18 protein-coding genes are annotated in these 21,835 nt (G+C 46.8%); 2 read left to right on the top strand and 16 right to left on the bottom strand.

Features of this window, described 5'->3' with window-relative positions:
- Window positions 1-125: 125 nt before the first annotated feature.
- From G8759_RS26710 to G8759_RS26690, 5 genes are all read right to left on the bottom strand, one after another.
- The gene (locus G8759_RS26710; RefSeq protein WP_167215277.1) at window positions 126-1,229 is read right to left on the bottom strand and encodes a 4-coumarate--CoA ligase; all 1,104 of its coding nucleotides are present in this window, start codon (window positions 1,227-1,229) and stop codon (window positions 126-128) included.
- Window positions 1,230-1,294: 65 nt separating this feature from the next.
- Complete coding sequence (locus G8759_RS26705; protein WP_167215274.1) at window positions 1,295-1,546, bottom strand: hypothetical protein; 252 nt, start codon at window positions 1,544-1,546, stop codon at window positions 1,295-1,297.
- On the bottom strand, window positions 1,543-1,920 hold the full coding sequence (locus tag G8759_RS26700; RefSeq protein ID WP_167215271.1) for a photoactive yellow protein: 378 nt from the start codon (window positions 1,918-1,920) through the stop codon (window positions 1,543-1,545). The genes G8759_RS26705 and G8759_RS26700 overlap by 4 nt, the downstream gene beginning before the upstream one ends.
- Before the next feature lie 42 nt (window positions 1,921-1,962).
- Window positions 1,963-5,070 (bottom strand): PAS domain-containing protein, encoded by a 3,108-nt coding sequence (locus tag G8759_RS26695; protein WP_167215268.1) that lies wholly within the window; start codon window positions 5,068-5,070, stop codon window positions 1,963-1,965.
- 744 nt (window positions 5,071-5,814) lie between these two features.
- The gene (locus G8759_RS26690; RefSeq protein WP_167215265.1) at window positions 5,815-5,952 is read right to left on the bottom strand and encodes a hypothetical protein; all 138 of its coding nucleotides are present in this window, start codon (window positions 5,950-5,952) and stop codon (window positions 5,815-5,817) included.
- Window positions 5,953-6,222: 270 nt separating this feature from the next.
- On the opposite strand from G8759_RS26690, the gene G8759_RS26685 reads away from it, so the two are divergent.
- The gene (locus G8759_RS26685) at window positions 6,223-7,032 is read left to right on the top strand and encodes an ion transporter (protein ID WP_167215262.1); all 810 of its coding nucleotides are present in this window, start codon (window positions 6,223-6,225) and stop codon (window positions 7,030-7,032) included.
- A 172-nt stretch (window positions 7,033-7,204) separates the two neighbouring features.
- On the opposite strand, the gene G8759_RS26680 is transcribed toward G8759_RS26685, so the two are convergent.
- The 9 genes from G8759_RS26680 to G8759_RS26640 all read right to left on the bottom strand — a co-directional run bounded on the left by G8759_RS26680 (window position 7,205) and on the right by G8759_RS26640 (window position 14,938).
- Entirely contained in the window at window positions 7,205-8,083 is an 879-nt protein-coding gene (locus G8759_RS26680; protein ID WP_167215259.1) for an MBL fold metallo-hydrolase, read from the bottom strand.
- A 253-nt stretch (window positions 8,084-8,336) separates the two neighbouring features.
- Window positions 8,337-9,113: an MBL fold metallo-hydrolase gene (locus G8759_RS26675; RefSeq protein ID WP_167215256.1), complete on the bottom strand. Its 777-nt coding sequence runs from the start codon at window positions 9,111-9,113 to the stop codon at window positions 8,337-8,339.
- A gap of 93 nt (window positions 9,114-9,206) precedes the next feature.
- Window positions 9,207-10,292, bottom strand: coding sequence for an NAD(P)H-dependent flavin oxidoreductase (locus G8759_RS26670; protein ID WP_167215253.1), 1,086 nt, complete (start codon window positions 10,290-10,292; stop codon window positions 9,207-9,209).
- Window positions 10,293-10,303: 11 nt separating this feature from the next.
- Window positions 10,304-10,681 (bottom strand): nuclear transport factor 2 family protein, encoded by a 378-nt coding sequence (locus tag G8759_RS26665; protein ID WP_167215250.1) that lies wholly within the window; start codon window positions 10,679-10,681, stop codon window positions 10,304-10,306.
- Between the two features lie 115 nt (window positions 10,682-10,796).
- Window positions 10,797-11,015, bottom strand: coding sequence for a tautomerase family protein (locus tag G8759_RS26660; protein WP_167215247.1), 219 nt, complete (start codon window positions 11,013-11,015; stop codon window positions 10,797-10,799).
- 10 nt (window positions 11,016-11,025) lie between these two features.
- Complete coding sequence (locus tag G8759_RS26655) at window positions 11,026-11,580, bottom strand: YceI family protein (protein ID WP_167215243.1); 555 nt, start codon at window positions 11,578-11,580, stop codon at window positions 11,026-11,028.
- Between the two features lie 85 nt (window positions 11,581-11,665).
- On the bottom strand, window positions 11,666-12,244 hold the full coding sequence (locus G8759_RS26650) for a Crp/Fnr family transcriptional regulator (RefSeq protein ID WP_167215240.1): 579 nt from the start codon (window positions 12,242-12,244) through the stop codon (window positions 11,666-11,668).
- Between the two features lie 118 nt (window positions 12,245-12,362).
- Window positions 12,363-13,391 (bottom strand): LLM class flavin-dependent oxidoreductase, encoded by a 1,029-nt coding sequence (locus tag G8759_RS26645; RefSeq protein WP_167215237.1) that lies wholly within the window; start codon window positions 13,389-13,391, stop codon window positions 12,363-12,365.
- 302 nt (window positions 13,392-13,693) lie between these two features.
- Window positions 13,694-14,938: a cation:proton antiporter gene (locus G8759_RS26640; RefSeq protein WP_167215234.1), complete on the bottom strand. Its 1,245-nt coding sequence runs from the start codon at window positions 14,936-14,938 to the stop codon at window positions 13,694-13,696.
- Between the two features lie 274 nt (window positions 14,939-15,212).
- Here G8759_RS26640 and G8759_RS26635 point away from each other — a divergent pair, with 274 nt between their 5' ends.
- A complete protein-coding gene (locus G8759_RS26635; RefSeq protein WP_167215231.1) occupies window positions 15,213-16,670 on the top strand; it encodes a sulfatase family protein in 1,458 nt (485 codons plus the stop codon).
- 90 nt (window positions 16,671-16,760) lie between these two features.
- On the opposite strand, the gene G8759_RS26630 is transcribed toward G8759_RS26635, so the two are convergent.
- Entirely contained in the window at window positions 16,761-17,903 is a 1,143-nt protein-coding gene (locus G8759_RS26630) for a hypothetical protein (protein ID WP_167215228.1), read from the bottom strand.
- A gap of 35 nt (window positions 17,904-17,938) precedes the next feature.
- On the bottom strand, window positions 17,939-21,727 hold the full coding sequence (locus G8759_RS26625) for an Ig domain-containing protein (RefSeq protein ID WP_167215225.1): 3,789 nt from the start codon (window positions 21,725-21,727) through the stop codon (window positions 17,939-17,941).
- Between the last annotated feature and the right edge of the window lie 108 nt (window positions 21,728-21,835).

The following is a 21,835-nucleotide window of genomic DNA, read 5'->3' as shown; positions in this document are numbered from 1 at the left end:
AAAAAGACGTTTTAAATGAACGATTATTGGGTTGGCCTGCCCTGAAATCACCCGATCGTGCAGGCAGAATTGAATACTAAGGCCGAGCCAGTGGCAAAGCCGGTTGACTGACTGTTTAGCTCGAATTAGTACAGGTATACATGTTTCGGCATTTCGGGCGCGCTCAATCGATCCCGAAGCCAGCGCAGGCAGGCCTCTCGGTTTGATTCTGTATGAGTTCGCAAACGAATGGCACTATATAAATCCAGCCTGCCTGATACTGACTTGGCATATACGTCGCAGTCAGCCACCAGTGGACATGCTTCGATGACTCGCCGAATATGAGAGAGATGAACGTTCACCCCAGCAATGGAGACGGACTCATCGAAGCGCCCCAAAAGCCGGATGGACCGGTCCGTCACTCGTTCGAGTCGATCAGGAATGTAGTAGGAAGCGCCGGTGTCAGAACGGACGATGGTTGGAGGCTCGTCAGGTAGTAGCGTTATGTAGGGAAATAATGCAAACGGAGCCTCATGATGATAACGATAGGCTATTCCACCTGTATCCGTCGAACCGTAGATTTCCGTCAGGAATACGTCTGCCTGATTGAGTTGATTAAACAGATCAGGTAACATAGTGGCAGTTGATGTTATGCCACGGCAGGAAATCGATGCGCCCTTCCTTAGTGATTGATACAATAACTCCCAGGTGAAGGGCGTACCAATGATCAGGGAATTGGCGCTGATATCAGCCACTGTTACCTCCGCTAGCAACCTCAGGGGACGGCTCCAGAGCGCTGGCAGCAAAATGGTGTAAATGAAACCATAGATGTGATTGGCGCCAACCAGGCTAATAATCTGATCGGGTATGGGTATGAGCTGCGCTAAATAGTGAGCTTCTGCCAGCAACGATATCATACTGTGTCGCACGGGAGCCGCTTGCCCGCTGGTACCCGATGTGCGAAACGTCAGCGTGTCATCGGCCTCCGTACGGGCTCGTAAAATACAGTTCGTCCAGTAGTCTAATCGGGTGCTGGCCAGCAAATAGTTGTCGGCCGAGGTTTCGAAAAGACCAAAAAACTCATTTAGATGGGCCGCCAGTTCCATCCGTTGCAGGGAATTCATGCCCAAATCGCGATACAGGTCCAATGCGGACGAAACTTTTGTTGGTAACCCGGCATGCTGCTGCTGGAGAATTCGACCCGCCATATCGAGAACAATTCGTTGTACATTACCCGAATTCCAGATCATGAGCGTTGGTGAAGGAGATTAACTTTGATTAATGAATCCGTTACGTCGTCAACGTAAACAGTAGACTATAGGGCGGGATTTTCTCGATCATCAGGCTGAACTGCCGTTCGATTAATGCCGAGCCCATTGATGAACCGGATACGGTAAGATTCCCGTTCAATGATCAAGCCTGATTCGAGCTTGGCGCCGATAATGGCCCCTCTGACCGACGGCAGCAAGCCGATAAATGTATCCAGCAGGTTATGGCCAGACAGGCCCGGATGTGTCACCAATGGCCACCGCTTAAAAAGCAGTTGTTGGGCGTTTACTCCCGTCAAGCCACGGCCTTGAGATTAACCAAAAAATATTGATAGCGGCTCGTAGGCGATTTAAGCAGCCGTAAGCGAACCTTAACTGGTTCGCTTACGTAAGTCAGGATATAGTCTAATTCCTCATCCAGTGCAGGTTGGGCAAATTTGGCTGCGATCATCCGATTGTTGGCACAAGGCGCAATCTGTGTAAAATAATACTTACCCAGAGCATATTCCTTCGAAATACCGGTAATATACGACTCCAATTTGCCATAGGCGACCACGATGCCCTCCCGGCTCATGCGAACCAGTCCAAAGGGAGCTTCTTCCACTTGTTCATGGGTTTGCTGTTCCAGCGATTCAAGCAGGTCCTGATCAGAAAAAGTGAGTATTTTGTTCACATTTGGTTGGTTAAGTAGTGGTGCGTATGGCAATGGGATATGCTATGCCGGTGAAATGGGCAGATAGACACTAAAGGTTGCGCCCGCACCGGGTTGGCTGGTGGCCGTCAGGGCACCCCGATGGTTTTCGGCCACCTTCTGACAGATAGCCAGCCCGATTCCTGTACCGGGATATTGATCTTTACCATGTAAACGCTGAAAAACCTGGAATATCCGGTCCAGATATTTTTCGTCAAACCCTATCCCGTTATCAGTAATATTGATTTCGTGAAACAAGTGGGGTGCCCCAGTGTGATTCGTGGAGGGAATGGTCTGAACGACCAGAATGGGTAAGTTCTGTGCATCTACCGTTCGACAGGTAATCTGAATGTTGGGCGACATGCCAGGATGACGGTACTTGATGGCATTTGAGAGCAGGTTATGAAACAGTTGCTCTAACTGCCCTTCATCACCCTGAACAACAGGTAGATCCCCCCATTCAATGCAGGCATTCGACTCCTGCATCGCCCTGGATAGATTACCAGTTACATGGGTTAGCAGATTCGTTAGCTGAATGGATTTTGTCTGAACCTGTTGGGTGGATAAACGGTAATAGGTGAGTAAATGCCGGATCAGCCTGGACATCCGGTTGGCTGATCCCTGCATCCGGGCAATAATATCCAGAGCCGTTTCATCCAATCCCTGGCCGTAATTCGTAGCCAGCATATCACCGAACGATTGAATCTTACGAAGCGGCTCCTGTAAATCGTGGCTGGCCACGTAGGCAAATTTCTGCAGACTCTCATTGCTCCGTCTAAGGTTCTGATTGGTATGCTCCAGTGCCTGCTGCTGACGCTTGAGTTCCGTTACGTCCAGGAACGTAAAGAGCACCTGATTACCGTGACGAACCAGGGACGCCTGAAACCAGCCTCGTATGCCATCACTAAAAAAGGGGAATAACCACTCTTTTGGCTGGCCGGTTTCAGCGACTTCGGCCAGAATGGCAAAGAATTCCTGTCCCTGTTCGCTGGGAAAAAGCTGCTTCATTCGATGGCCGATTAATTCGCTGTCTGACCGGCCGGTCAGCCGACGTTCGGTCTCGTTCACCAGTACATACGTAAAATCAATAATCGGCCCGGGCTGGCCAAAAATGGTTTGCTCTCGAACCGGTTCATATAGAACGATGCCTGCCGGTTGAGCATTGATAACCAGCTGCATCAATTCGGCATGTTGCTTTTGGGCAAGTTGAGCCTGATGCGCTTCGGTGACATCGATATAACTCATCAATACGCCATCACCGACACGGATAAACTGGGTATCAAACCAGCCCCCATTAGGCTCGATGTAGTCAGTGAACATCATCCATTGCGTTAGGCCTGTTTCGACAGTTTTACGTAGGGCTTCTTCCAGTAGACTTCCGCGGAAACGGGGGAAAAGACTGAGCAGATCCTGACCGATCAGCGTTTCTGCCGAATATCCTGTCGTAATAGTGTTCATCTGGTTACTCAATTGGTAGCGGAAATCAATTAGCTGATTCCTATCATCTCGTACGGCTTCCCAGAACACTAAACCCGAAGGGGTGTTATTGATAATGGTTTGAAGCAGCTCGGAATTGGTTTGTAATTGATGAAAAATCTGCTGTTCAGCTGTTTTTTCCTGAATGGTGAGTACCAGGCCATCCCCATATTTCACTGCCGACAAATCGTACCACCCCAATTTATTGCCATAATTAAATTCCGTCTGAGTCCGCAGTGGATAGCCAGTTGTGACGACATCGATATAGCGATCCAGCAACCCTTTTTCCCTGACCTGCGGAAATACCTCCAGCATTGTACGGCCCAGAGTCTGTTCATCGGTGCGTCCTGCCAGCTGCCGCTTGGCTTCATTCTGCAGGACGTAGCGAAAATCGACTATTGCACCATGAGCGTCTCGAACCGCTTCAAAAGCTAGAATGGCGTTTTGTGAACCGCTAAGAACCGAATCAAGCAGTTCCGTCTGGTGCTGCTGGGCATGTTTTAGCGGAGTAATGTTGGTGAAACTGACAATCAGTTGTTCGCCTTTGGGAGCCACTGATAACTGATACCAGCGCGAAGAGGAACAGGTAGTCAATTCCAGCTCAATGACTTGGCTTTTTCCGCTTTCCAGTGCTGACAGGCCACAAATCAGCAAATTTTCTGCATTCGTTTTGGAAAAGAGCCGATCGGTGAACTGACCAACTGTTTGGGAGGCCGCAAGGCCAATCACTTCTTCAAAGAGGGAGTTAACCCGTACCACCTGAAAATATACCTGGCGTTTGCCAACATTGCTTTCATGGGTTACCGGTGTTAGAACGGCTATCCCTACAGGTACCCGCTCTAGCAGATCATCGACCAGATGAGCTTGCTGTCGTGCCTGCTCCTCCGATTTTTTTAGGGCCGTAATGTCAGCATAGCTCACTAATACGCCCTGCTCGACCCGGACGATTTTGACATCCCGCCAAATATCGTATTCGGGGTAATAATGTTCCGATGAAAACAGGACACCTGTTTGCCAAACTTGGACATATCGATCGAAAAGACCATTAATTTTGGTGGCCGGGTACATTTCCCAGAGCGTCTGTCCTATTAATTCCTTACCCAGCGAGCCACTCATTGCCCGGCCCGCCTTATTGAGCATAACGAGCCGAAAATCGCAGGGATGACCGCGTTCGTCCAGCATAACTTCAAAGACGGACAGGCCATTGGCTGATTCATCGAAGGCCTGTTGCAACAGTGTAGAACCGGATTCGGTCGCATCCGCATTGGAAGGTGTTTGGGGCATTTCTGTATATGTTATCAATAGACTGTGTTGGATTGGAACGACCGATACGTCAAAGATGCTAGCCGTGAATTGGCCAGAACGAATGCTGGTGATCTCGAACTGATCCGGTTGGCCGGTATTAATGACATTCCAATAGCGGTCCATGGCTTCACTGTCAGCCAGATGGGGGAAAAATCGAGCGAGTGACTGCCCCAGCACTTCACGGGCCGGACAGTGCAGGTCTTCCTGGGCTGCTGCATTAATGGATGTTAGAAACAGATCGAGTCGTCTGCCTTTGATGCTAAAAATTGGCTGAAGAACCAATACCCCATTTGGTGAGGCCATTAACACGCTCTGCACTAGTTCTGAAGCTTCTACAATAGAATTATCCATGATAGTCTAAGGATTTTCACTGGGCATATTAAATGCCTTATTTTAGTTTACCGTAAGTGGATGGGTAGGTACTCTGATTCAGGCGTTCAATAGCTGTAGTTTTACTTTACCGGCCAAATCTGGTCGATTCTGGAAGATTTCTGTAAAGAGCAGTTAAAGGCTACAGCTCAATCAACCTTTAACTATGTCACGATAATGGAACGTTCACGATAGCCCTGCCACGATTTTTCGTAGATCCTGGCAAGTAGTAGAAATTGACAACGCAGTGCCCGTATTTATCTAATAATTGATTAAATAGGTACTTAACTAAAGAGGGATTCATGTTTGGTTTCATAGCTATATAGTACTATAAAAAAATATGGGTAATTATACTTAAAAAATAGTATTCAATTCATTAATTTCTCGTTAATGTAGTTGATTGATAATTAGACAATTTATAAATAAAGGGATTAATATATTATTTTGTTATATTAGGTAATTATCGCTATATTCTATGCCATTATTTTTAGGCCCGCTTAGCCAGCAATTTATTATGATGCCTACCTGTGTTGCAAAGCCTTCATTAATTACTAAACTTGTTGCAGGAACAGAAGTAGTACTGTGATTGCTCTTAAAACCAAGTGATTAGGCATTTAGCGGTTTATTTGACTGATTCAGTCGGAGAGGCTAAATGTGATTGTACATGATTAGCCATTAATCGGTCGCTCGAAAACCAGAAAGCCCTAATCCTGCTTGTAGTTCAGTTTATGGTAAAACGCCAAAAACAGCTGTATGGGTGAACGGGTCGATTTTGCCGTGTACCGAAAAGGGAATGAGTGGCTTTACGGCCGTAGGATGGTCCGTCAGTGCAACATAGAGGAAAACCATGTAGCTTTCTGTCATGTCTCCTCAAGAAGACTCTCCCTGTAAACCCTTTCCTGTAAATTCCCGGCCTATAAGTTTAGATTGGCAAAAGCATCGGTGAGCCGGTTTAAGATTTGTGCCATACTACAGATTTAAAGCAACATACGGTGTCGTTCCAGAACCCTTGCTCATCTATTCATCGTGCTGTAAGTGACTATAATCTTTTTTTACTTTTGTGTTAATAACGGCTGGGTTGCAGCCAATAACTCTCCTTAACGGGGCTCATCTTACCATCTACCCGGAAACGCCATGCAGACTCGTTGGCAACGCATCCGCAATCGGCTGCATACAATTGTCTTTGAAAATGATACATGGGCTGGACGGCTCTTCGATATAGCTCTATTGCTACTTATTTTGCTAAGCGTTGCCGCTGTTATTGCCGAAAGTGTTCCTGCTTTAGCCAACAAAGAAATCTTCCAGATACTGGAGTGGGCGTTCACGGTTGTGTTCACCCTGGAGTTTATTCTTAGACTGATTGCCGTACGTAACCCACTTCAATATCTATTCAGCTTCTTTGGGCTGGTTGATTTTCTGGCTATTCTGCCCGCCTACCTAAGCCTATTTTTACTCGGTTCCCATGAACTCGTGGTAATCCGAATTCTGCGGCTATTGCGCATTTTTCGTATATTAAAATTGCAGGAATACACCTCGGCGGCTGATCTACTAGCAGCCTCCCTGCGGGAAAGTCGGGCTAAAATCACCGTGTTCTTCGTGGCCATCTTTACCCTGGTCATCACGCTGGGAGCAATGATGTACGTTGTTGAAGGCCACAGTAATGGCTTTAAAAGTATTCCAGCTAGTATTTATTGGGCAATCATAACGATCACCACAGTAGGTTATGGCGATATTGTACCCAGTACCTGGATGGGGAAGCTGATTGCCAGCCTGATCATGCTGTTGGGTTACGTGATTATTGCCGTTCCGACAGGCATCGTTGCCGTCAGCTTAACGGGGATAGCCAATCGGCGGGAAATTAACCCGCAAGCCTGTCCCAATTGTGGCCGTCAGGGGCATGATTCGGATGCTAAATATTGCAAGTACTGTGCTGAAAAGCTATGACATATGACATTGCCTCGGCGATTTTTGCCGGTACAACAAACAGTCATTGATACTGGCTTATGTAAAATTATCCAAACAGAACAAGCTGACATTCAATTGTTTGGCTTTTGGCGATTTCATCGCCGGATTTATGCCGATAGGTAGTCCATATGGTATCCAGATCGGATCACGATTAATTGATTGGCTGGCTTTGCAAAATATTCCACTGCACTTGTCCCGGTAATAACCGATAAACGGGGATCTGAACCTTATACTGTTGGCAGTACCGTTTGATGGCCGAATCGATCTCTTCAGCTGAGTAACGGGAAGAAAAGTGACCCAGAATCAGGGTGTCGATCTTTAGTTGAGCCACTTCCCTTAACACCTCTTCTAAGGTGCTGTGACGATTACGGTTCGGGTCAACTTCTTTGATGTCCTGACGGTTCAGAAAAGTGGCTTCGTGAATTAGGATACCCGTGTGGTTCCATTGTGCCAGCAGGTCTGCCGGAGTGTCGCCCGAATAACCTAATAGATTCAATCGGATCTCCTCTAACATTATTTCCCGGCCGCCCGTCAGAGCCATCTGGGTCAACTGTTCCTGGGGTAGACCTGCCAACTCGGCTTTGAGCTTGTGTTTGAGTTGATAGAGCTGATAGCTTACGCTTTTTATCTGATGCGGTTGGGCATTAGCCACATGGTTGTTGCGGAGAGCCTGCACATACATGTCTTTTTGAATCGCGACGTTTTGCTGATGGGTCAGACCGAGCCAGCTGGTTTGACCGACACGAGCATCAAATTGCTTGGAAAATACCTCCAGCGCCGAAATTGACCGTGCGTCAGTCGGAAAGTAAAGGTGTGGTAACCCTTCTCGGGCAATAAGTTCATTGAGTCGCAACAAACCGGTCAGGTGATCGCGATCGGCGTGCGAGAGAAAAATGTGATCAATTTTACGGGATTTTTGCAATAGGGTAGGGGCCACACCGTCTCCGGCATCGAACAGTAGTCGGAGTTCTTCGATGAAATACCAGGTAGAGAACAGAGCCGTCGAATAGCCTGTGATGGTTAGATTCATAGGTTGACTGAAATACTCCTTTAGTCAGGGTTAGTTCTTTAACTACCGAAAGAGGAGGTTTGTGCCATGACTATGAACAAAAATAGAGCTACAGTTCGACCGTTTTCGGCCGCTCTCAGGAAAGTAGTAGATATGGACATGCTGGCGGCTTCAACGGCATTCATGGTAGGGCCGTAGTAGTTTCTGAATATATTAGTCCGGTGTATTTCGTTGCCAGTCCATATTCTGCCTGATCGTTTTTCGCGACAATTCATCAACCAGGCAGGGCAGTGGGCACACCTGGTGGCAAAAATAGAATCTGATCAGCAATGCCCAGCGTGGCAAACGATTGCTGGAGAACTTCTTTGTTTTCGGTATAGTGCGACCAGCCTTCGTAATGAACGGGAATGATTTTCGATTCAGGAAAGGCGGAAGCTGTATCGAGGGCGTCATTTGTTCCCATCGTAAGATTAAAGGGCCCCCTGGGTTTGGCTGCCCCTGCAAAGATGAATACATACTGCGGCCTGAACTTTTGGGCAACTTCCTGGACGCCATCATAAAAGACCTTGTCGCCGGTCAGGTAAATCTCAATCGGCGTGTTGCCCGAGAGGGACAGTAAAAAACCCGTTACGTCCCCGGTAATTGGCTCAATCCCGGCTGGTCCGTGCCGGGCGGGCGTGCTGGTAATGGTCAGTACATCGCCTTCGGGTGTGGGTAGCACAATGTTTTCCCAGGGAGATAAACCAATGGCAGTCCCTCCTAATCGTTCGGCTGCTATGTTGGTGGTTAGCGTTTTAGGAACTCGTTTCAGTAATTCACGACCCGCCCGATCTAAATTATCGCCATGTTGATCATGACTTAACAAGACCACATCAATTCGACCAACGTCCTGAATTGCCGGTCCGTCCAGTTTCCAGTACATCGGTTTCTCTGGTGTCGGGAATGCTGCGCCTGCCGGATCCAGTGTCGGATCGGTCATAAGCCGTAGTCCACCCACTTCTAGAATGACCGTTGGGCCACCCAGATATGTGGCAGTGATTATATTTTTCATGGTTTCAGGAGTTTAATGGTACTTAATTGTCATTAGTTAACACAGTGTTATCAAATAATTGGTACTAAAAATACCCCGGCCAATAACTTTTACTCACCTACTTAATTGGTCGAAATAAGCCGTTGTTTCTGCCAGAATAGCCTGCATCAGTTCGCCTGCTTTCCGGTGCTTCAGCACAGGTGCAATCTGTCCACCCCAAAACAGGATCATGTCCCATTTCTCCTGATCAATAGCCGCTTTTCGCAGGGAAGACATGAATTGGGTTTGCAACGGAAACGGCAAAAATTGCTTCTCTTTACCGAGCATATCGCTGGCGATCCGGCTGGTTATGCCCCGTCCAAGCCTGCCCGTAAATGCCCGCGTCAGAGAGGTATACCGGGCTGCATCCGAGAACAGCATCTGCCGGTGAATCGGTGTCGCGTTCGATTCTTCGCAAGCCAGAAAGGCAGTTCCGATCTGCGCGGCACTGGCTCCCAATGCCATCGCAGCAGCCACTCCTTTTCCATCCGCAATGCCCCCAGCCGCGATAATGGGCGTCTTTACCTTCTCCCGAATTAACTGGAGTAGCACAAACGTACCCGTAATCGAAGATTCTGACGACGCTAAAAACGAAGGCCGGTGGCCACCCGCTTCAAAACCAGAAGCAATGATCAGATCAACCCCGGCGGCTTCTAAAACCAGAGCCTCATCCAGCGTAGTTGCCGCACCGATCGTTACGATGCCCAGCTTTCGGCATTGATTCAGGATCTCTGGGGAAGGAACGCCGAACATAAAGCTAAAAACCGGCGGATGCAGATGCAGCAGCGCATCGACCTGATTCTCGAATCGGGAAGCAAATGGAGCAGGCTTGTCGGGCAGAGGAATGCCCAGTTCATCGAAGTACGGTTTGAAGAGTTGTTTAGCCTGCTCAAAGTGCTCATCCGCTGTCGTCCCGTTCGGTGCGTCTGTATCTGAAACCCATAAATTGATATTATAAGGCTGATTGGTAGCAGCCTGTATCTGTCTGCCCACACTGATGATTTCTTCTGGACTTAACGTATAAGCTCCGTACCCACCGAGTCCGCCCGCATTCGAGACCGTAGCTACCAGATCGACCGATGACAGATTACCGCCGAATGGTCCCTGCAGTAAAGGATATTGAATACCGAGCCGCTCGGTTGCTTTTGTGTTGTACCACATACCGGTATGGGTTATTCGTTAACGTGCGTAATCATTTTATTGACAATGAGCCAGTAGCCATCCAGCTTATGAAATGACAGGAATTCGTGGTAGTTGAAGTCATACATTTTTACCCTGACTTTGGCCATCGCGATGGAATGGATGACATCAATAGAGGTAATTTCACCTTTAAAGGGCTTCCCGGACACTTTTGGGCTTTGGCGGTTCTTTACTCCATCCAGATATTGATCCAGCAATCTGGCGTAAGGCTGTCCGTTCACATCCCCAAAAAGTAGTGTTCCGGCATTAAACGTACTCCCTAAAAGCACGACATCGCCTTCATAAATGCCGTTAAAATAATTGTTCAGCGTATTCGTAATCGCTGCTATATCCTCTTGATTGGTTTCCATGGTTGTTCCGTTAAGCAGCGATTATTTTTTTCAGATCAGCCTATAGATTGTAAAACAGGTTTGCCGTCACCAGAATGACCTGAAAAAATAGTTGCCAGAAGCGTTTATAAAGAGTCTATTTTTTATCCGCCGTTATCCCATTTTTCCGTAGGATGGATACCTGCTCGCCCGCGTAACCCCAATCATCGAGGTCAATTTCCTGAATAACCACGTGCGTGAGGTGCGGATCTTTATTCAGCACATTCGTGATGAGTTCGGTTACGCCTTTGATCAGCGCCTGTTTTTTCTCCCGCGTAACTCCTTCGCGGGTTACTTCGATCTTTACGTAAGGCATGGCTGTATTGTTAAGCGGGGCGGGTCTCGTGAGCAACGTTCGCAACCAGATTGACGGTCAGATCGATCTGGTTGTAGATAAGCGTATCGCCCAGATCCTTGAAGAAATTACCAGAGCGAAACTTCATCCCGAATTTGGTACGATCAATCACGATCTTGCCAGATGCGCCGACGGTTTCGCTATTGGTCGTGACATCCGCATCAAAATCAATCGGATGTGTAATTCCTTTGATGGTCAGATCGCCCTGAATATGATACGTTGTGTCGGTAGTGCGATCGGTTGACGTAATCTCAAACGTGGCGGTAGGGTATTTTTCGGAGGAGAAAAAATCATCCGAAGCGAGGTGGCCCGCAAATTGAGCATTGGTAGCCGGATCGGCAATGTCCAGTATTTGAATTGAAGTTGTGTCAATACGGAAGGTTCCACCAATAAGCTGGTCGCTTTCGTTCAGAAAAAGCGCCCCTTCTTTAAGCGCAATTGTACCATTGTGCGATCCGGTAACCTTCCGGCCGATCCACTCAATCTGGCTTTGTGCGCTAACTATATCTAACTGTTTCGTTTCCATTTTGTGCTACTTATCGTTAAGTACAGCACAAAGGACGGGGTGAAATTCCAGCTGGTTACGTGATCTACATCACTATTCATAAAGGCTATTTATGAGCCAGGTAAAGCCGGCTCAAGGTTTCTCTGGATACGCCCAGGTAAGCGGCTATCAGGTGTTTAGGCACGATGTCGTATAGCTGAGGATACTGCGCCAGCAATTCTTCATACCTTTTTTGGGTATTCTTGGTCATGAGCGATAAAAGCCGCTTTTGCACCGCGATATAGCCTTTATTGGTTCGCCAGCGAAAGAAGTGTTCCACCTGATGCAGTTCCTGGCAGACTTTTTCCCGATCCTGATTCGAGATGGAGAGTACCTCGGCATCGGTAATACAGTCGATATTTATCGTAGCTCGGGATTGGTTGTACAACGCATCATAGTCCGACGTCCACCAGGTTGGCATGGCGAATTGCAGAATGTACATTTTCACTTCATCGTTAATGAAAAAGGCTTTCAGGCATCCCGATAACACAAAGAATTCATTTTCGACACGTTCACCTTCACTAACAACCACCTGCCCTTTCCGGAAGGAATGGCGTTTAAAGTGCGAAAAAAAATAGTCGAACTGGTCATCGGTTAGGGTAGCTGTTTTAGCAATATGTTGTTTAATGATCGTCTGGGCGTCCATCCTAAAGAACATTTATCGATTACAGATCCTTGAATTAGTCTGACACGGGGGCAAGCCATGCTTAGCTCGCCCCGTCTAAATGTACAGTCAGCATTCCAGCGGTAATTCCGTTTTACCATCAGCCATTTTTGCTTGCGTTGACGCGGGGGATAACTTCCTTACCGATTAGTTCAATCGATTTCATTAGCTGATCATGCGTTAACCCCGCGTTGTCCATTTGAAAGGTAAACCGGTCAACGCCCCCCAATGCCTCACTGTGCCGGAGCAGTTTTTCGGCTACCTGCTCTGGGCCGCCCAGCACCAGCACACCCGTTGGTGACATGAGCGAATCGAACTGAGCCTTTGTAACGGGTGGCCAGCCGCGTTCGCGACCCAGTTTCGTCCATAATTCCGCGTAGCCGGGGTAATATTCGGTAATTGCCTGTTCAGTAGAAGAGGAGACGTAGCCCGGCGAGTGTAAGCCTACAGTCAACTGATCAGGCGTAAACCCGGCTTTCCGGCCAGCCTCCCGATACAGATCGACCAGGGGGCGGAACCGGGCCGTGTGGCCGCCAATAATGGCCACCATCAGCGGCAGGCCCAACTGCCCCGCCCGAATGAATGATTCGGGTGTGCCACCTACGCCGAGCCATATCGGCAGTTTAGGTTGCACGGCTCGCGGATATACCGGCAGATTCGGAATGGCAGGACGGAACCGGCCCGACCAGTTAACGAACTCGTTATCCCGGATTTGTAGCAGTAGGCCCAGTTTCTCCTGAAACAGGGCATCGTAGTCGTTCAGACTAAATCCGAACAGTGGATAAGCTTCTACCGACGAGCCGCGCCCAACGACGAGTTCTGCCCGCCCTTTGGAAATCAGGTCTACGGTGGCGAAATTCTGATAAACCCGCACAGGATCAGCAGTGCTCAGTACGCTTACGGCGCTGGTCAGACGAATGCGTTTTGTCCGACTGGCTGCTGCGGCCAGAATCACCGCCGTTGCCGAATCCAGAAATTCTTTTTTATGATGTTCGCCAATACCGAAGACATGTAGCCCCACCTCGTCAGCCAGACTAATTCGGTCGAGCAGTTGCTCCATGGCGTCCACGCTACTCAGTGAATGGCTTCCGTACAGGGCCGAAGCGAAACTGTCAATTCCTATTTCCATTGTAATTTCCTGATTGAATGCACTTCGACAAGGCCTTCGGAGCAGAATGACCGATTGGCCAACGTTTTAGTACAGGAGGTGACTAATTTGTCCTTTTTTGATTTACTCACATTTATTTCCCATTGATTATATGCTTTTTTAAAATCTACGGATGGGAAACGGGTATAGGCTGCCAATGCCACAACATATACGGCATCAATTCTAAAATTGTTAAACCAGTTCCAATTTGTAAAGCCCAGATACAACCTGTTTGGGGAGTTTGCGAAATGGGCTGCTGGCTTTCGACGTAGAGAAATAAGCGTTTAGGAAGCTTGTTTCTTCGCGACCGAATTCACGACCTTTTTCAGGGTGAGCCCCTGACCAATGATGGAGAAAATAACGATGCAGTAACAACTCGCCAGAATCAGTTCCCGGTAAGGCGAATCGGGGAGCGATAGGGCAAGCGCCACGGATATGCCTCCCCGAAGCCCGGCCCAGGTAAGAATCCGAAGGCTGCCCGGTTTGAGCCTTGACAATTGAAACTGAAGCAGGTAGGGCAGAAGAATGCTTAGACTTCGGGCTACGATAGCCAGCACTACCGTGGCCAGACCAATTAACAAGTAGTTGTTCAGAAATGGCAGTACAACGATTTGCAAGCCGATCATCACAAACAAAATCGTGTTCAGAATCTCATCCATCAAGTGCCAGAACCGATCCAGGTAAAATTTGGGGGAATCGATTTTGTCGGCGCCCGATAATCGACTTCCTAACAGCAACCCAGCCGAAACTTCGGCCAGCGGAACCGACACGTGCAGTGCATTGGCAACTACCGAAAGAATCATAACCAGAGCCAGCGATAGCAGAACAACGGTGTGAAAATCGTCGGAGACCTTGATAAGCCGATAAGCGACAAATCCCATCAGCAGCCCTATTGATATGCCGCCAAATACCTCGCGACAGAACAGAAGGATGGCGTCAGACAGAAAAAAATTAACGCTGGGGTCAGCTACTTCCTGTAGCGAAATAAACAGTACAAGGCCAACGCCATCGTTGAACAGCGATTCGCCGGTAATGATCGTTTCCAGGCGCCGGGGAATGGGCGAGTCCTTTAGTACAGCGCCAACAGCTACCGGGTCAGTGGGCGAAATCAGCGCACCGAACAGAAAGCAGTAGACAAGTGGAACGGGAAAGCCAAAGGCATTCGTCAGAAAATAGAACCCAATGCCGAATAGGGCCGTGGAAAACAGTACGCCCACCGTACTCAAAATCAATACCGGCCGAAATTGCTGCTTCAGATCATCGAGGTCGAAATGCAGGGCAGCCGCAAAGAGCAGAAAACCCAGCATCACATCGAGCAGCGTTTTCGAAAAGTCAATTTGCTCCGTAATACCAATCAGCATTCTGGCAAAACCCGAAGAGACATTGCCAATGATCAGGACTAAAACGATTAAGACCAGCGTCAGTACAACAACCCCGATCGTTCCGGGTAGTCGCACAAATCGGGCATTGACGTATGAGAGCAACGCACTGATTCCAACCAGTGCACTGGCAGCAGTGAAAATATCCATGGAATGAACGGTGTATTCGTCTGGTGGTAAAAACTCAACGACCAGCGATTAATTCGAATTATATCAGAGGTGTCTTCACTAGTAACCGCACATTTCTACCGGGTGTTTTGGTAAATAGCTATGAGCGGTATTATGGAAACTGAATTTTTTGTTCTTTCGTAGCCTGATGTTGCCTCAAGTGTTAGACAGAGTCGGGGCAAAGTTGCAACCGTGGCACGACTCCCGACTCTGTCTAACATCTGTTCTGGCTACTTTTTGGACTTGGGAACTACGTATGAGATACCTATATTGCCTTTCGGGATTGCTTTTCCTGGCCATTATTGGCCTGTTTTCCTGCGAAAAAGACGCAGTGCGTCCGAATATTCTCTTCATTCTGGCCGATGACTGGAGCTATCCATATGCCAGTATTTACGGCGATAAGTCGATCAAAACCCCTAATCTCGATCGTCTGGCTGCCAACGGCACCGTTTTTACCAATGCTTATTGCGCGTCTCCATCCTGCACACCATCGCGGGCGGCTATGTTAACGGGGCGTTACCCGCATAATCTGGGCGAAGGGGTTAACCTGTGCGGCAGACTTGAACACCGGATTCCAACTTACGTACAGTTACTGGAAAAAGCAGGTTACGCCGTTGCTTTCGATCGGAAAGGCTGGGCTCCGGGCGATTTTCATAAAATGGGCTATACCGAAAATCCGGCGGGAAAACCGGCCGTATTTGCCCCTTTTATTGACAGCATACCGAAAGGTCAGCCGTTTTTCTTCTGGTTTGGCACCAATGATCCGCACCGCCCGTTTGACCTGAACAATGGTAAAAAAGCAGGAATTGATCTTCAAAAAATCAATCTGCCAGCCTTTCTGCCGGATGTGCCGGAAATCAGGGGAGACGTTGCCGATTACCTGTCGGAGGTGGAGCGATTTGACCACGAGATCGGTGATTTGCTCAGGAAACTGGAAAGCTCCGGCCAGCTCGAAAATACGATCATTGTGGTGGCATCCGACAATGGAATGCCGTTTCCTCATGCAAAGGCCAACCTGTATGATTATGGAACGCATGTTCCGTTGCTGATCAGTCGCTTTTCGAAAAGCAATAGTTTGCCCAAACGCAACGATTCATTTGTGAACCTGATCGACTTGACACCAACGTTTTTAGATTGGGCAGGAGTTAAACAACGGCCTGAAATGGATGGTATTAGTCTATTGCCAATACTGAATGGCGAGAAAACAGTTCATCGGTCGGAGGTTTTTCTGGAACGCGAGCGGCATTGCCTGTGTCGGGCCGAATTTGAGTACGGAGCCGGTTATCCAATGCGCGCCATTCGAACGAAGGACTATCTGTACATCCGGAACTTCCGGCCTGATCGCATGCCTGCGGGCGATGAAACGATTCCGGGCACACCTTCCGTATTTGGCGACGTCGATGGGGGGCCAACCAAAGTGTATATGATGGATCACCGCAACGACGCAGCCGTGAAACCGTTGTTTACACTTGGCTTCGGCAAACGCCCGGCCGATGAATTGTACATCCTTAAAGATGATCCCTATACGATTCGTAACCAGACAACTAATTCAGAATACGCACAAGTCAAAAAGGATTTGCAGAAACGATTAGACCAATGGATGCAAGCGGAAAATGATCCACGTCGAAACGATGGTGGCGACCAGATAGACAAGTACGAGTCGACAACCCACGCCTGGATAACCCGCACCGGTATTATTTTTCTGGATGAGTGAAAAAGAAGAATGACTCCACCTCGTTTGCAATACACCAAACGAGGTGGAGTCAGTAATATACCTCATAAATCCAAGGAGCCGGAATGGTTTTTATTTGATATCCTTACTCCGAAGATTAAATTTCTTTTCCAACTGATCGATTCGTTTCTGCTGCTCAATGGCATATAAGGTCAGTTCTTCTATTTTCTGGAGCAGTTTTACATTCATTTCTCCCAGATTTATACCGTTGGCTTTGACTTCGTCGGCTGATGGAATGTTTGGTAAATGTTTCTCGGCTTTAATGTACAATTCAACGGTTTCTAACGAAGGCAGTTTATACGCTTTGGCGAAGACGAAATCAGCCCAGCTTCCTGTTTTTACTTCTACCTCACGAGCTCCAATCTTGCCTTCAACCGCTAATTTATAGGTGCCTGGGTCAGTGGTACCGATGCCAATTCTGTTCGCTGCGAAGACAGTCCCATCTGTAGCAATTTGGAAAGGAACTGTGCCACCCGTATGCATGCGAAACGTGTTGTGGTACAAATCCATATACCAGTTTGGGTTCCCGGCTGAGCCTTTCAGCGAAATTTCTCCTCCCTCTCCATTTGTAACATCCTGCGGATTCACGTTTAAATAATCAACTGATGTTTCTCCGCCCCTCACGTCTAATTTTGATACTGGATTTGTGGTCCCTATACCAACATTACCATCTCCTCTCACATACGCTAAAAAACGCTTTGAATTAGCTCCTGTCATTTGCCAGAACGTAAAACCTCCTCCCGATGGATTAGCAATGTTGCTGTTAATGAGCGATAAGTCTGACAGGCCGCCCGTCCAGTTGGCCCCAATTGACAATTGAGCATCCCCAGATAAATTGGCCGAGTTGTTGGGATATATACCATCCGTATTCTGAGAATAAATGCTACTGAATCGGCCAGTTGTTGTTCGGAGGTCACCATATACTTCGAGTTTCGAGGTAGCTGGCGTATTTGTAGATGTACCCACCGCCATATTACCCGAAAAGATGACATCTCCATTGGAGCGGAACTGGGTTTGGGCCCCAAAATCCCAGAACTGTGTGCCTGGGTACCAGGGTGCTATAAATAAGGTTTTACGACTGTCTTCGGGATTGTGAAGTATCCACTTGTTTGTTGGCGAGCCACTATCAATAATAGTGCCCTGGCCCCAGGCTACTGAACTGCTTACGAGGCAGCTTAACAGAACAGGTGTATAGAAATTGAGCAATCGTTTCATTACGGTGGTTGGTAAAATGGTTGTAGATTGATTAATTAATTGCAAGGCCCATTATAAGCCCGGAAGGTAGCCCCCGGCTTAATGGTGAAGCCCGGTTTAAGTTGAATAAGTTGTCCGGCTTTTAACTGTACTGTTGCTTCTGGATTTATCGTAACAGGCTGATTCGCATCCGTCTCCATCCGATTAATGGCGTTGAGTGATACCGGTGTAGACGACGAAAACGTACCCGTTACGATGTAAGGATCGATGCCGGAACAGTTGCTAATTCGGAGTATATATGAAATAGTCGTAACAGACCCGTTACTACCTGTTGCCCGTACATTTATGGTGTATGTATTTCCGATAGCATCGGCTGGTGGTGTGCCGCTTATTGTATTAGCCGTAGCTACCAACCAGCTAGGTAGTCCTGTAGGGTCGATTGTAATTGAAGTAGAATTTTCAGAGGAATAATCAAATAAAGAGTAGGGAGCTGTATAAGAATATTGCTGGCCAACCGTCCCATATTGGCCCGGAATTGTGCCCACAACGGCTGGACCAAATGCGACTGATTTAAAATTGTAAGCATATGTTTTTAAAACATCATTATTATGATCCTGTATTGCTTTAGGTCGTCCCAACTCATCATAGGTATAATTAACCACAGAGTTATCCGAACTGGTTATCTTACTGGGTCCCCAAAGAGGAACATGGTATTCATATTTTTGGATATACTGCTTGGAACCAGACCTATACTTTGTTTCAATTGGAAGGAAATTGTCACTGCCAAAAGTAAACAGAGATGTTCCACCTTCATTTATTTTCTTCGTAGAGGTTGCCAGGCCCCCGTTGTTATACTCATTGATCTGATATTGAATTTTGTAGTTAGCATCTTTACTAAATGAGCATGAGGCATCTGAATTTGAGATAGCAAATGAAGCCGATGGTATTGGAGAACTTAGTTCCAGCGCATATACCGCGCGTAATAATCCTTCTTTGCCGGATATACCATAGTATTGGAAATAGTGCCCTCCAATTACTCGGCCATTCCGTTTATTAACCACCTCAATCGGAACAAGTGCTTTCCGGCTCTGTAAGGCTATTATACCTGCCAGATCTTCGCTGGAAGTAGTAATGCAGGAAGAGCCAGTAAGGTAGTCTAGTGAATATTTTACTAGCTGTTCCGATAGCAAATTGCCAGGATTTGCAGTATTGTAGGTCTTCGCAGCGGTTACCTGCTTATGGAGCGAGCTACCATAAACATAATCAGTAGCAATTTCAATCGGTGCTGCACTGACATTCGATGGATTGAAGGTACGCGCTACGCTCTTAACAAGTCGGATTTCACTTACAGGAGTTTTATATTTTTCAATGTAATATTGGCTATCATCTTCTATATAAGTCGTAGAGAATACGCTCAACCATTGAATAATAAAAGCGGCATAACTCAATGCAAACGAGGCAAAACCTAAAGCCGTAGTAGCAACTGTAAATGCTGGAGCAAAAAGCCCTGTACCTGTTTGGGCATATCCTGAAATAGATGAAGCTGAATTTAGTACTTGTGCAATAGGCTGCGGATTAATACCATTGGTGATTGTACCTATTTTAATGTAAGTAGGGGCCATAAACAAGCCGCCCTCCAACCCTTCACAATCCGTTTTTTCAGTTAGTAAATAATTATAAGTTGTTTCCTGAAGCAATTCGGCCTGACCAGATGAGACGCGGTATATACGCACACTTTTTAGCTTTCCCTGCCAGAAGGCATACCTGGGGGCATTTAAATTAGATGGGACATAGGGGTAAGCTACTGAAGGGGATTTGAAAAATCCAAAAAACTCATCGTCGCAGGCATTGATAGGTAAATTGGAGAATGGATTGTTATAAATCTCTTCCCCACTCTGAATGGAACAAGTATTTACGCTTTGGCTATCGGACCAATTCAAAAATTCATAGTCCGTATAGCCAAGCGTCTCGTTGCTTTCATTGACCATTTCTTCCCGAACGTTCTCATAAGCGATGTAGCTGCCGTATGTGAATCGAGATAGTATAGTTGAGTAGATGTCTGGTTGTACATAATAGTCAGTAGTCCACTGTAAATTGTTATCCAACCTTGAACGCTCTAGTCCATAAAGCGGACATACAGCCAGATAACCCGAAGAAGCTGTGTTACTCTTATTTTTATAAGTGTAAGTGGTTCGGCTTTCCTTACCGCTAATATTTTCAATTGTTCGAACAATTTTCGCCCTTAATCCACCAATCGGCCTGGCGAAGTTATAGCTATCATGTAACTCATATTCATAGCCTTGTTGTCCTCCGGTCGGAAAGCGTATATACTTCAGAACTCCTACTGTGGCAGACGACGCTACTGCATCTAGATTGGCGGATTTTTCAGGGCATGAAGGGCCCGTGTTAGTACTAGTTGTAAAATTATAAAGAGTCCCATTAACGTTGTTTGCATCTTGCCCGTTATAATACCCCCAATGATCTCTGGCTAGTGAGGTTACTTTAGGTAGTGGGCCTGCCTCATAACCAAACGTATAACCTGGCATTAATTCGGTAGTGCCATCACTATTGAATTTAATTGGGTAAATTCCTTTTAAATTTAAGCGGGAGTTTGGCTGAATGTCTGTGGTCGAGTTTGACAGATTGCGCGTATACGAGTCAAAATAATTATGGTGTAAATACATTCCATTTTTTTTGCCACTCGTCAAGTCGTTAATGATAATGTGATTGATGGATTGTGTTGGTGGGCATATAAATGGGTTTGCTATGACTTTATCAGTTACTTTAAAATCAGGTTCTTTAGGGTAACACCAGGTTTTTATCGTTGACGGCAAATTAAGTGGTAGTAAATCATACCGCGCATAGATCGAAAAATCACTACCAGTATTGCCTGAAATTACGGACGAGATGTTTGTCGGTGTTGGAATATTGGTGTCGTTGATAGTGATTTCAGAAAGCGTACCTTTTATTGATATCAAATCACATTTGTAAGCGAAATATTCGTCATCACTCGACGTGATTTTTGGTAAATCCTGGCACGAACTTGATACCGGACTAAATGATTTATTATAAGCACTTAGTTGAATACGCTGGTGTGTTCTTTTATAGGTAAATTTTATAGATTGATATTCTTGTGTATTGTTATTTTTAGGATTAACAATTCTTGATATTCGCCATGTAGTAGGGGTTGTAGACGGGTATATATTTAGTTGTTTTTCCGAAAAGCTATTTCTTCGTAAATCATATTCCTGAAGTTCCAGCTGCTTCTTTGAAAAACTGTATTCCCGCTCATTGGCAGTCTCTCCAAAATAGTATTTTAGGCCATCAGTAGTCGTAACGACAAAACTGGAGAAGCCCCCATACGAACTGCTCTCAGCAGCTTGATGCCCCAGCTCCCAAAAAGCCAGGTCGATCGGTTCATAGCAGTTATCAAACGTACCTTGTGTAGTTTTTACTATTTGTATATCTATATCAACATCATTGTTGAGCAGAACAGCTTTGATCGTATTATCCTGCTGTTTTAGCATGAAGCTGATAACCAGCCCATTTAATGACAGGGTAAATACGTCCGGTTCGAAATCTTTCAGAAAGGCAAAAGCCGAATCGGAAGGATAACCGGATAGGAGATACCCTTTATATATATTCACCGATCCTGCCTGTGGGCTCATTCGTATGTTTCCTTCATCAGCATAGCCACGAACCTGCCTGCTAATGAAGCCGCCCGCATTAAGTTGCCAGTTCAGTCCTACGCCCGAAGCAGCAGCATCTACCGCAATACCGGACCCATCGTAGCTAAGGGTTACAGGAACGCTAAGATTCCCTTCCGTTAGGGTATAAATAGGCATGTTAACACTTAGTCGACCCGTTGACTGATCGACGGTTGCCTGGGCATAAGACGTAGCGCCCCCTAGCTGCCAGAAGGCAGCGATAAATAAAGCAAGAAAGTACTTCAT

Source organism: Spirosoma aureum (assembly GCF_011604685.1).
Taxonomy (GTDB): domain Bacteria; phylum Bacteroidota; class Bacteroidia; order Cytophagales; family Spirosomataceae; genus Spirosoma; species Spirosoma aureum.
The sequence above is the reverse complement of the archived record's forward strand: the minus strand, read 5'-3'. Positions and strand labels throughout refer to the sequence as shown.